The 11829-nt window shown below is 58.8% G+C and carries 13 protein-coding genes; 12 read left to right on the top strand and 1 reads right to left on the bottom strand.

Annotated features, from left to right (window positions below; all coding sequences use genetic code 11):
- Positions 1–4: 4 nt before the first annotated feature.
- The 12 genes from F7R20_RS04755 to F7R20_RS04700 all read left to right on the top strand — a co-directional run bounded on the left by F7R20_RS04755 (position 5) and on the right by F7R20_RS04700 (position 9895).
- Positions 5–403: a phage tail assembly chaperone gene (locus tag F7R20_RS04755; RefSeq protein ID WP_081352411.1), complete on the top strand. Its 399-nt coding sequence runs from the start codon at positions 5–7 to the stop codon at positions 401–403.
- A gap of 87 nt (positions 404–490) precedes the next feature.
- Positions 491–1654: a phage tail sheath subtilisin-like domain-containing protein gene (locus F7R20_RS04750; RefSeq protein ID WP_081352412.1), complete on the top strand. Its 1164-nt coding sequence runs from the start codon at positions 491–493 to the stop codon at positions 1652–1654.
- Positions 1655–1666: 12 nt separating this feature from the next.
- Positions 1667–2176, top strand: coding sequence for a phage major tail tube protein (locus F7R20_RS04745; protein ID WP_014339636.1), 510 nt, complete (start codon positions 1667–1669; stop codon positions 2174–2176).
- Between the two features lie 66 nt (positions 2177–2242).
- The gene (locus F7R20_RS04740) at positions 2243–2569 is read left to right on the top strand and encodes a phage tail assembly protein (RefSeq protein ID WP_081352413.1); all 327 of its coding nucleotides are present in this window, start codon (positions 2243–2245) and stop codon (positions 2567–2569) included.
- 100 nt (positions 2570–2669) lie between these two features.
- Complete coding sequence (locus F7R20_RS04735) at positions 2670–5249, top strand: phage tail tape measure protein (protein WP_081352414.1); 2580 nt, start codon at positions 2670–2672, stop codon at positions 5247–5249.
- A gap of 9 nt (positions 5250–5258) precedes the next feature.
- The gene (locus F7R20_RS04730; RefSeq protein WP_081352415.1) at positions 5259–6104 is read left to right on the top strand and encodes a phage tail protein; all 846 of its coding nucleotides are present in this window, start codon (positions 5259–5261) and stop codon (positions 6102–6104) included.
- On the top strand, positions 6079–6285 hold the full coding sequence (locus F7R20_RS04725; protein WP_043041979.1) for a tail protein X: 207 nt from the start codon (positions 6079–6081) through the stop codon (positions 6283–6285). Before F7R20_RS04730 ends, F7R20_RS04725 begins: the two co-directional genes overlap by 26 nt.
- 66 nt (positions 6286–6351) lie before the next feature.
- The gene (locus F7R20_RS04720) at positions 6352–6675 is read left to right on the top strand and encodes a hypothetical protein (RefSeq protein WP_043041978.1); all 324 of its coding nucleotides are present in this window, start codon (positions 6352–6354) and stop codon (positions 6673–6675) included.
- A gap of 73 nt (positions 6676–6748) precedes the next feature.
- Positions 6749–7795 carry a phage late control D family protein gene (locus tag F7R20_RS04715; protein WP_081352416.1) on the top strand — a complete coding sequence of 349 codons (1047 nt, stop codon included), beginning with the start codon at positions 6749–6751 and terminating at the stop codon, positions 7793–7795.
- Positions 7796–7863: 68 nt separating this feature from the next.
- Positions 7864–8427: a glycoside hydrolase family 19 protein gene (locus F7R20_RS04710; RefSeq protein ID WP_043041976.1), complete on the top strand. Its 564-nt coding sequence runs from the start codon at positions 7864–7866 to the stop codon at positions 8425–8427.
- On the top strand, positions 8409–8951 hold the full coding sequence (locus tag F7R20_RS04705; protein WP_081352417.1) for a lysis system i-spanin subunit Rz: 543 nt from the start codon (positions 8409–8411) through the stop codon (positions 8949–8951). Before F7R20_RS04710 ends, F7R20_RS04705 begins: the two co-directional genes overlap by 19 nt.
- Positions 8952–9100: 149 nt before the next feature.
- Entirely contained in the window at positions 9101–9895 is a 795-nt protein-coding gene (locus F7R20_RS04700; protein WP_081352418.1) for a DNA adenine methylase, read from the top strand.
- 70 nt (positions 9896–9965) lie between these two features.
- On the opposite strand, the gene F7R20_RS04695 is transcribed toward F7R20_RS04700, so the two are convergent.
- Complete coding sequence (locus F7R20_RS04695) at positions 9966–11717, bottom strand: hypothetical protein (protein WP_081352419.1); 1752 nt, start codon at positions 11715–11717, stop codon at positions 9966–9968.
- Positions 11718–11829 lie beyond the last annotated feature (112 nt).

Here is an 11829-nt window from a genome sequence, read left to right as displayed (position 1 = left end):
CGAGATGTGGGCATTGATTCAAGACAGCTTCGTGCGCGAAGTAACAGACGTCGATCCAGCACAGCGTTTTCACCCTAATTTGTTATGGAAGCCTTGTGGCGAAAACGTGACACAGGGTTGGCATTACGATGGCGAGAAATTTATAAAGCCAGTGCCAACGGAAGATGCTTCAGCTGCTATTGAGCGGGCTTGGCGCGACGCTCAAGTTAGCGTAAGTGAATGGCTCGTGACTCGTCACCGTGACGAGCAGGATCTGGCTCAGAACACCACGCTGACGGCGGAACAATTTGCCGAACTGCTGGGGTATCGGCAGGCGCTTCGGGACTGGCCTCAGTCCGAGCACTTTCCTGATAGCCAATACCGTCCCGTGGCACCGCCCTGGATCGCCGAACAAACCCAATAAACGCCCCGCACTGACGGGGCGTTTTCCTTTCTGCTTCACCTCAAACAAGGCCCTGCATTGCCGGGCCTTTTCGTATCTGGAGAACCTATGAGCTTCTTTCACGGCGTTACCACCACGAACGTCGACACCGGCGCTCGTGTCATTGCGTTGCCTTCGTCCTCGATCATTGGACTGGTTGACACCTTTGTACCGGCGCCGGCCTACAGCGCGCAGCCGAATGACCTGGTGGTGATCACCAATGAGCGCGAAGCGGTGGCTGCCTTCGGGCCCGACTCGGCAATGACCAAAGCCTGCAAGGCCATCTACACCCGAGCCAAGGCTGTGATCGTGGCCTGCGGCGTGGCCAAGTTGGAGGATCCTGCCGAACAGACCTCGGCCATCATCGGTGGCGTGCAGGCCAATGGTAAGCGTACAGGCCTGCAAGCGCTGCTGGACGGCAAGAGCCGGTTCAACGCGCAGCCGCGGCTGTTGGTGACTCCCAAGCACAGCGCGACACAGGCTGTCGGTACCGCCCTGGTGGCAGTGGCCGACAAGTTGCGAGGGCTCGCCATCCTCGACGGCCCGAACACCACCGATGAGGCGGTGATGGCTTACGCCGAGAACTTCGGCGCCAAGCGGGCGTACCTGGTTGATCCAGGCGTGCAGTATTGGGACACCACGGCGGACGCCACGGTCGACGCGCCGGGCTCCGCCTGGGTGGCTGGCTTGTTCGCCTGGACCGACAGCGAATACGGCTTTTGGGCTTCGCCTTCGAACAAGGAGTTTGTCGGCATCACCGGTACCACGCGGCCCATCGAGTTTCTGGACGGTGACGAAACCTGCCGGGCCAACCTGCTCAACAACGCCAACATCACCACGATCATCCGTGATGACGGCTTCCGCCTGTGGGGCAACCGCACGCTGTCGAGCGATCCGAAGTGGGCGTTCGTCACTCGCGTACGGACGATGGACATCGTCATGGATGCGATCCTCTACGGCCACAAATGGGCGGTCGACCGTTCCATCACCGCGACTTACATCAAGGACGTGACTGAAGGTCTGCAAGCGTTTATGCGCGACCTGAAAGCCCAAGGCGCAATCATCAACTTCGAGGTGTATGCCGACCCGGAGCTGAACACGGCCAGCCAGCTGGAGCAGGGCAAGGTGTATTGGAACATCCGCTTCACCGACGTTCCGCCGGCAGAAAACCCCAACTTCCGCGTAGAGGTCACCAATCAATGGCTGACCGAAGTCCTCGACACCGCCGCTTAAGGAGCGACCTCAATGGCAATGATTCCCGAAACCCTGGCGAACCTGAACTTGTTCGCCGACGGCGTCAGCTTCCAGGGCGATGTGCCGAGCCTGACGCTCCCCAAGCTCACGCTCAAGATGGAAGAGCATCGCGGCGGTGGCATGGACGCGCCGGTCGAGCTGGACATGGGCATGGAAAAACAGGAAGCGAGCTTCACCACTACGGGCGTACGCCGTGAGTCGTTGAAGTTCTTCGGTTTGGCCGACGGCACGGCGTTCAACGGTACGTTCCGGGGGGCTTACAAGGGACTCAAAGGTAAAGTCACGCCGGTCATCGTCACCCTGCGTGGCACCTTGAAAGAGGTCGACATGGGCGACTGGAAGCCGGGCGACAAGGCCGAGATCAAGCACTCCGTGGGGCTGACGTACTACAAGCTCGAAGTGGACGGCCGAACCGTCTACGAGATCGACCCCATCGGCATGCGCCGTGTCATCAACGGCGTTGATCAACTGGCCGCCCAGCGTTCCGCATTGGGCCTTTAACTCTTCTTGATACCCCGCCTGGCGAGTCGCCCGGGCGGCGGTTCCTCTGTTTAAGGACACACCTCTATGAGCAGCACTGCAATCCCAAGCTGGATGACCCTGGCCGCTGACCGCGTCACTGTGAAACTGACTATGCCATCTGAAGCCAACGGCGTGCGTGTCGATACGTTGAGCCTCCGAACACCGACCGTGCGTGACCTTCGCATTGCCCGCCAAACAGCGCCCAATGATGAGGAACAACAAGATCTGAACTTGTTTGCCTCCCTGGCCGAAGTCGGTACCAAGGATCTGGATGGCTTGACGCTGAAGGACTTCAACCGCATACAGGCCGGCTATTTTCGCCTGGTGCGAGAAGATGAACTTCAACCCCAAGGTGCAGAAGCAACTGGCTAAGCGTCTAGCCACCGAGCTGAATTTTTCCGCCGCTGAAATTCTCGCCATGCCGTTCTCCGACATGGTCTGGTGGCTCTCAGACTGAAACAAGGGGTAGACGATGGCTAGCAAACTGGCGTTATCGCTGGTGATTGGCGGCGCCGTCAGTTCGACGATGGCGTCTGCCTTTCGCACGGTCGAAGGCCACATCAAAAAGCTGGAGGACAAAGGTAGCAAGGCCAAGGTCCTCAAGAGCACCATTGGCGAAACCATCCGCCTGCGCGATGAATGGAAGCGGGCGCACGATAGCGGCGCTGCTTCGGCCGATGGCCTGTTGCGCAAACTCAACGGCAACCTTGATGCCCTGCGCAAGCAGGGCGTGGAGGTAGGCAGGCTGGGGCAGGAGTACCAGCGCCTCGGCCGCGCAGCCAAAGCCGCCGATCTGCAGCTCAAGGGACACCAGCAGCTCGATGCCGGAAAGAAAGGACTCACGTCGAGCATTGGTCAGGGTGTCGTAGCCACAGGCCTGGCGGCGATTCCGACCAAGGTCAGCGCGGATTATCAGGCGATCATCCGTGACATCGCGATCAAGGCGGATGTGGTCAACAAGCCGCAAGAAACACAGCTTAGTCAGACAGTAATCCAGACCTCTCGCGATACGGGTATGGCCCGTAACGACGTGGCGGACCTGGTGAATCAGCTGGTCGGTGCAGGTATGGACCTTAAGCAGGCCATGGCCTACGCACCGACGGCCGCGAAGTTTGCCATCGGCCAGGGCGCATCCGGCGTCGACACGGCCAGCATGATCATGGCGCTGCAGCAGAACGCCAAGATCAACGACCCGAAGGTGATGCAGCAGGCCCTGGAGGCCATCGCCTATCAGGGACAGGCGGGGAGCTTCGAGGCCAGCGACATGGCCCGGTGGTTCCCTCAACTGTTGGCGAGCATGGAGAAAAACGGTAGCACCGGCATGGAAGCGGTCAGCTCCTTGGGCGCGATGCTCCAGGTGCAGATGAAAACGGCCGGGGGCTCGGACGAAGCGGCCAACAACCTCAAGAACTGGATGGAAAAAATCGGTTCGGGCGACGTGGTCAAGGCGTACAAGGACGCCGGTATCGACTATCAAGCCTCCTTGAACACTGGCATCCAGAAGGGCATGTCGACCCTGGAATCCAGCTTCGCCCTGGCGATGAAATACATCCAGGCCACCGACCCGGCGAAGGCCGCGAAGATGGCCGAGGCCCAGGCCAAGATCAGCAAAGAGACGGATCCGGAGAAGGCCAAGGCGGCGCTCGATGCGCTGGAGAAATCCCTGCGTACCGGTGACCTGTTCGCAGACATGCAGGTCAAGGCGGCGCTCACGGCCTACTCGCAAAACAAGTCGCTGTACGAGCAGTTGAAAAAGGATTCGCAGTCCTCTGGCGGGATCCTCGATAAGAACCTGGCCGAGCGGCGCGAAACGTCGAAACAGATGTGGGACGAGCTGGGCCAGGCGGTTAGCGATGGCATGCGCAGCGTGGGGGACGCCATCCGCCCGGCGACCGACGCGGTCGCCCAGGGCCTGACTTCAATTGTGCGTGGGCTGACCAAGCTTTCGGATGGCTCGCAACCGGTGGTGCTTGGGATCGCTGGCATCACCGCTGGCCTGCTGGCACTCAAGACCGCCGCCAGCGCGGTCAAGATCGGTAAAGGTCTGTACAACATCAGTCGCGGCCGGGCGATGGAACGAGGCGCGGGCGCCCTGGGTGACGCCGTCGCCAAGGCTCCTAAAACCGGTATCAAGACGGTGGATAAGGGGCTGGGAGTCCTCGGTAAGTTGATGGGGGCCGGCAACGATCCTGCAGCAGGGAGCAGCAATGAGCCGCAACGTGTGTTTGTCGTCAACGCTGATGCAATAGGCCGGGCTGGTTCTGGTCCAGGTGCAGATCCTGGCGGCGGTTCCGGCAGGCGTCAGCGTGGCCGACGAGGTCGCCGTACCGGTATTGGGACCACCCCGCGTCGGCGATTAGCCGCCCGGGTGCCCAGTCCTCCGGCCGTGTCACCCCCTGCCGCTATGTCTGTCATGCCAAAGGTGGGGCTGTTGGCTGCTGCGCCTATGGCTGCTGCGGCGGAGGCAGCGTCCGGTGGCTCGCTCGGCCGTGCGGTTCAGTCGATCAGGGGCGTCACCCGAGCCACCAAACGTATCCCCGGCGGTAACGTACTTGATGCAGGGGTGGGGGTCTTGGATACCGCGCTCAACGCCACGACCCAAGACGAAAAAGCCGAGGGTTATGGCGGTGCCGCTGGTGGTTTGGCGGGCGCACTGGCCGGCGGCGCAGCAGGTGCCGCTATTGGTTCGGTGGTGCCGGTCATCGGTACTGCAATCGGGGGCTTAATTGGTGCCGCTTTGGGCGGCCTGGGTGGCGAAAGTATCGGCGGCTTCTTGGGTAAGTCCTGGTTTGGCAGTGATGGTAAGGCCGAGGAGGCCAAGCCTCCCGAAGTTGCCAAACCAGCTGAGCCAACTCCGTCGGTGCCACCCAAGGTTGAGCAGGCTTTCAGCTTTTCGCCGCAAGTGTCCATCACCGTGCAAGGCGATGTAAAAGACCCGGCGCAGTTGGCCCGGGATCTGGAGCCGCATCTGCGCCAGTTGATGGAGTCATTCTCCCGGGACGTGGCCGCCCGCCAAGCGTCGAGTCAGTTGTTCGATTCCCCTCACGTTTAAGGAGGTGCCATGGCCTACATGGAGCAACTGCAATCGGTGTTCAAATCACTGCTTGCAGCGGGGGAGGCTGGCCGTACCAGTCTCGACGGCATGCTGGGCCCGCTCAATGGTGCAATCAGCGACATGACGGGCGCCGCCTCGGAGCTGGAGGGGGTGCCCTTCATTGGGCCTGCCATCGGCGCCAAGGTGCAACGGACCATGCGGGCAATCAACGCGGCGCAGTCCACCGTGGGCCAGGTGGCGGCGAAGTACAACCAAGCCGTCACCGCCGCCGGCCAAGTCCAAGAGCGGCTGGGTTCGCTCAAGGAACAGGCAGGCAAGGCGGGGGCCGCGATTAATCGCATTGCCGGCCAGGTGAGCCCATCACTGAGCAACATCATGCCCACCGGTTCATTTGCTCCTCAGCTGACACCAGCGGCCGAGGCGGTGAAGCCGTTCCCGCACCTGCTGATCATGCAGCCCCTGGAGCCGAACGCGCAGCCGTACTACTTCAACCTGGATACGGCGGCTTTCGAGGAACTACGTCGGCAGACGTCGTTTCGTTGGGCAGGCCAGGAACGGCTGACACGCAGCATCGCCCAGCAGGCGGTCGGCCAAGGAGAGGACAAGATCAGCCTAAAGGGCGTGATTTTTCCGGGCTTCAAAGGTGGGCTCAAACAGCTGGACACCTTGCGCACCATTGGGCGACGTCTGCAGCCGGTGAACCTAACCACTGGCTACGGCGAAGTGCTCGGCACCTGGTGCCTGCTCAACATCGAGGAAGAGCAAAGCAACCTGCTCGCGGGTGGTATTCCGCGTAAGCAATCCTTTTCACTGGAGTTTGTGAGTTATGGCGACGACCTGCAGAACGTCTGACGGGGATCTGCTGGACACCGTCTGTCATCACTATTACGGCCATCTGAATGGCACGGTGGAGGCCGTGCTTGCCGCCAATCAAGGCCTGGCCGATGAGCCTCAGCCATTTCGCGCTGGGGTGATCATCGTGCTGCCGGATCTGCCGGCGCAGACGCTGGAGGACGTTCAGTTGTGGGATTGATGGCATATTGCCTGATGTCGAGTGGGCCGATACCATTGCCCCATTTTTACTGTCGAGGGAAGACATATGGAGCGATACACGGAACTAAGGAAGGTAAAACGGACCTGGTGGCGCGAACTTAATCACCGTATTAACTGGATCCTTTTTGGGACCATTGGTGCGGTCCTTCTGGCTTTCATTCCAGTATTAGGCTGGTTTTTAGCCTTCGGAGTGATGGTCATTGTTTTGTGGAAGACCTTTGGTTTTCGCGAGACGTTGACCCATGGCAACTGTCCTGCCTGCACCAAGGCTTTGCATATCGACCCCAAGCAGGATGTTATCGCGTGTCCTGTTTGCGGCAGTTGTATGCATGTCCACGAAGACCGCTTGAGCCTGATCGATATTCCCTAACATTTCTGTACTCGTCCAGCGTTAATTACCTGAGCCCGCCTAGTGCGGGCTTTTACATTTCTGGAGTTCGACCATGCAACCTACGTTTCGCATCATCGCGGACGGCAAGGACATCACCACGCTGATTAATGACCGTCTACTGAGTCTGCGCACCTCAGACAAACCCGGCATGGAGTCGGACGATTTTGAGTTGCGGATCGATGATCGTGATCAAGCAGTTGCGCTGCCCTCGCGTGGGGCGGGTATCGAGGTGTACCTGGGATATACCGGCCAGGCCCTGACCCGTCTGGGGCGCTACACCGTCGACGAGATCGAGTTGTCGGGGCCGCCTGATACGTTGGTGATTCGAGGTAAAGCCAGTGACATGCGCGGCAGCGGCAAGACCGTGCGAAGTTGGTCTTGGGAAAACGTGCCCCTGCAGCAGATTGTCCGCGACGTGGCAGCCCGCAATGGTTGGCAGCCGGTGTGCCCGGTGCAAACCAAGGTGCCTCGAGTCGACCAGCTCAACGAGTCGGATTACAACTTCATCACCCGCCTTGCCAAGCAATATGACTGCACGGCCAAGTTGGCAGACGGCAAGCTGTTGGTCATGCCTCGGCAGGGCGGCCAGACCGCGAGCGGCAAGAACCTGAGCCCTGTGGTTCTGAGGCGCTCTGATCTGAGCCGTTATCAATTCCGTCTCGGCGACCGCAATACGCAAAAGGCCGTACGCACCAAGCACCAAGACAAAAAGTCCGGAGCCCTGAAGGTGGTCGAGCTGGACAACGATGATCTGCCGAACGGCCTGCCAGCGGTCCATACCGACCGGCATATCTACCCCAACAAGTCAGCCGCCGAGCAGGCCGCCAAGGCGCGCTTGGCCGCCTTCAATCGCAGCAGTGCCGGGGTCCGTCTGGAAATGGCAGGGCGCACTGATGTGTTTGCCGAACGATCCATCATTGTCCAGGGGATCAAGCCCGGGCTTGATGGTGAATACCTGGCTGAGGCGGTGGAGCAATTGTTTACCTCCAGTGGCTGGACCACCGCCGTCGAGTGCAATGGCGGCAAGAAGGGCAAGGCCAACGCCAAGGGTAAGAAAAAGAAGAAGGAAGCCAAGCCGGTCAAGGTCGTCCAGCTTTAAGCGCACTCAGCAGCACCCTCAAACACAACCGCAACCCGCCATCGAGCGGGATTTTTTTTGGAGCCCCCATGCCACTCACTGAGCAGCAACTACAGCGCATCATGCCCAACGCCCGCCGCCAAGCGGGCGTTTTTGTATCGGCCCTGAACGCCGCCATGGCACACCGACAGATCGATACGCCCAAGCGGCAGGCGGCATTCCTGGCCCAGGTTGGGCATGAGTCCGGCCAACTGCAGTACGTGCGGGAGCTGGGCGGCGATCAGTACCTCAGCAAATACGACACCGGTTCGCTGGCTTCGAAACTCGGCAACACCCCCGAGCCCGACGGAGATGGCCAGCGCTATCGCGGTCGCGGCTTGATCCAGATTACCGGTGCCCACAACTACCTACGCTGCAGCTTGGCGCTGTTCAGTGACGAGCGTTTGTTGCGCACGCCCGAACTGCTGGAACTGCCCCAATGGGCGGCCGAGTCGGCTGCATGGTTCTGGTGGGTCAGGGAACTGAACGTGCTGGCTGATCGTGATGAGTTCGAAATGATCACCCGGAAAATCAACGGCGGGCTCAATGGCCTGCAGGATCGCCTGCAGCTGTGGGAGCGGGCGAGGGCGGTGTTATGCGTCTCGTCGACCTGATCCCGCTGCAATACCGCGTGCTGGTCGCCGGGCTTTTACTGTGCGCTTTGGTCGCCGCTTCGGCGGCCATCGCCTGGACGGTTCAGGGCTGGCGATATGGTCAGCAGTTGGAAAAACAAGCCCGGCTCCACACCGAGACCCTCAACCAAATCACCCTGGCCTCGGCCGCGCTGCAGCGTACCGAGCAGGACAAGCGCCTGGCCCTGGAACAGCGACTGGCCGCCAAAGACCAAACCCACTATCGAGCCCTAACCGATGCCCAACGTGATCAGGATCGCCTGCGTGATCGCCTCGCTACTGCTGATGTCCGGCTGTCAGTCCTACTCGACGCCACCGATTCCACCAACGGCTGTGCAGTGCCAGCCACCACCAGCGCCGGCGGCGTGGTTCATGGAGCCACACGTGCCCGACTTGACCCGGCGCATGCTCAACGAATTATCAGCATCACCGATGCCGGCGACCGGGGGCTGATAGCCCTGGCAGCCTGCCAGGCCTACGCCAAAGAAGTTTCAACACCGAAGTGAAAAGGAGCGACCGGGGCGGATGCGCCAACATCCGATCCGGCCGCCGTCCCTGCAGATGTCCCTGCAAGTCCAGCCAAGGCTCCTGCTCCGTGCACAAAGCGCGGCGAGCCTAGCACCTGTTTATCCATACAGTAAAGGTCTTGCTCTCTATGTCTACACCCATCATCCCTTGGATGGGCGGCAAACGCCGCCTAGCCGACCGCCTCATCCCGCTCTTCCCTCCGCACGAATGCTACGTCGAAGTCTTTGCCGGCGGTGCCGCGCTGTACTTCATGCGGCCCCAGGCAGCACCGGTTGAAGTCCTCAACGACATCAACGGCGACCTGGTCACGCTGTACCGCGTCGTGCAGAACCATCTGGAAGAATTCGTGCGTCAATTCAAGTGGGCGCTCAGCTCCCGCCAGGTGTTCGAGTGGCAGAAGATGACCCGCCCCGAAACCCTCACCGACATCCAGCGCGCCGCCCGTTTTTTTTACCTGCAGCACCATGCCTTCGCCGGCAAGGTCACCGGGCAGACGTTCGGTACCGCCACGACTGGCCCGGCGATCAACCTGCTGCGGATCGAGGAAAACCTGTCCGCTGCCTGGCAGCGCCTGTCCGGCACCTATGTCGAAAATCTTCCCTGGCTTGAATGCGCTGAACGCTATGACCGCCCCCATACCTTCCACTACATGGACCCGCCTTACTGGCAGACCGCCGGCTACGGCGTGGACTTTCCGTTCGAGAACTACGAGCGGATGGCCGACTTCATGCGCCGCTGCAAGGGTAAGGTGATGGTCAGCATCAACGATCATCCGGACATCCGTCGTGTGTTCGGGGGGTTCCACTTCGAGACGTTGGACATCCGCTACACCACAGCCAACCAACGATTGGGGAAGGCCGAGGTGAGCGGTGAATTGCTAATTATGAACTGGCAGCCCGACGACTTCGGCGGCCTTTTCTGATACGTCCTAAACGGCAGGGCATAGTTGCTGCCGTTTCTTTTGGGATAGGCGACTGAACAGATGTAATAAGTTATGCACGCGCCAAAATTTCACCCAATGGGCGATTAATTTCTGAGAATGCTTTGGTAACACCATCCATTACGAAATCCAGCGCCCGGCCATGACCTTGGTGCAATGTAGCCGTGTCAAAGTTTTGATCCTGTAGCCTCTGGATCTTGTCTACTGCGTCGTGAGCATCCGCAATACGGAGGTCGTAGGTGACGAACAACATCGCGATGTTGCTGTTTTTCACATTCCAACCTTCTGGCTCGTCGGTGCTTTTAAGTGCATCCGGCGCTTCGAAGTTATCGTTATATTTCGTCAAGAGATTCAGTAAGCATTGGAGGAGCTTCAATTTGCCCAGAGTCGCGATTGCCTTCTTTGGAACTCCCATTTTTTCTAAAATCTTTCTGAGAAAACCGTCGGGCAGTTTCTGCCAAATTTCATGCATCGATTTGCATCGTGCGAGAAAGGCTTGCTGAGTCATCTCCAAAGGGGCGACCTGAGCGAGCTTGGAAAGCTGCGGGTAATGTAGCCACCCATTGGCCGCTATCTCTTTCCGTGAAAATCCGAGCAGATCGTCTACTGGCTTTTCAATGTCCAGAGCCGCTGCAAGTAAAGAAAGGTTTTCGTCAAGCGAAAGAATCTGTTTGAGGAACCTATCAACCTTGGAAACGATGTGTTCCTCATTCTGATCCTGCTGTTTTACGAGCACTGGATCCATTGCGTGTGTATGAGCGTGTATGGTTTCCCGATCTGTAACACCCTTGTAGAGATCTCTCAGTTCTACTCGGATTAAGTTTCTACCTACTCGCCGGCAACCAGTGAACGACCACTGTCCCAGATAGGAGGGGCTGCAGTTCCATCCGTTATACATATCTACAGGAGTGCTTTCGTACAAGCTGTTTTGTTCATAGCGCTCGAGAAATTTGTCATTGAGAAAGACGGTTTTATCATTCCTCATGATGTCATCGGCACTTGCACGAGTTACCTGTCCAGTAATACCAGGCCATTGCAGTCCATCTGCAGTTTGCTGAGGGCATAGATCGCAAGAAACGGCCACCACTGTTGCCGTTACTTGCAGCAATAATCCATTTTCGGTATCTCGAAGATCCGCATCAAACCAGCTTCCAGTATCGCCGAGGGAAAAAATGCTTTTTCCGTCCATTAGCTCGCGCAGTTGCGGACTGTCCTCAAGCGTCGCCTGATAGAAGAACTGCCGGACGCCACGCCCACCCCTCATCCATAAGTATCGGCGAAGGTACTCGTTTGACATAAACCAATTAACATCCCGGGAGGGTTTGAAATTGTACTGTAGAGAGACCTCTCCTTCAGCGACGCCGAACTCTGGCAGGCTCAAGTCGTCGTAGACTACGCGTTGATGCTCATTACCGATGCATCGGGGGGTCAAGCCCAATGCCATCCAAACCTTTTCGGCCAAGTTATACGTGAAGAATAAGCTGCTGCCCCACGACGCGACGATGTAGTCACACCCGCTCACATTCGGAGCGAAATTCCGTTCAGTCCCTTTCCCACCTAGCACGGGCACACCATGCGCCACCAGCCCTTCACCATAGAGAATTGGTGTCGGATTGCCGTCGTCTGGAACAACGGCCATTTGCATGTGTACCGTCTCTCGATTCTCTGTTGAAAGCTGATTCTCTGTGAAACAACTCACTTCTACTTTCTGTGCCGGATCGGTGCCAACTGGCTCAAATAGTGAACGCAGTCGGGGCGGTAATAGCTCTGCCGGAATGGGAAAGCTTCCCACGTAATCAAACATCCCCTCTTCTCCTTGGCTGGTGTGATAGCCCCCCAGCTTACTAGTGGGATCCGGTTTGGGGGGGAAATGAAGCATCATAAATGGGGGCAGTATTGATGCATACGGATTTCCG

Origin of the sequence: Pseudomonas brassicacearum subsp. brassicacearum (assembly GCF_008801605.1) — a bacterium.
Classification (GTDB): Bacteria; Pseudomonadota; Gammaproteobacteria; order Pseudomonadales; family Pseudomonadaceae; genus Aquipseudomonas; species Aquipseudomonas brassicacearum.
This window is presented reverse-complemented; position numbering and strand designations above follow the sequence as displayed.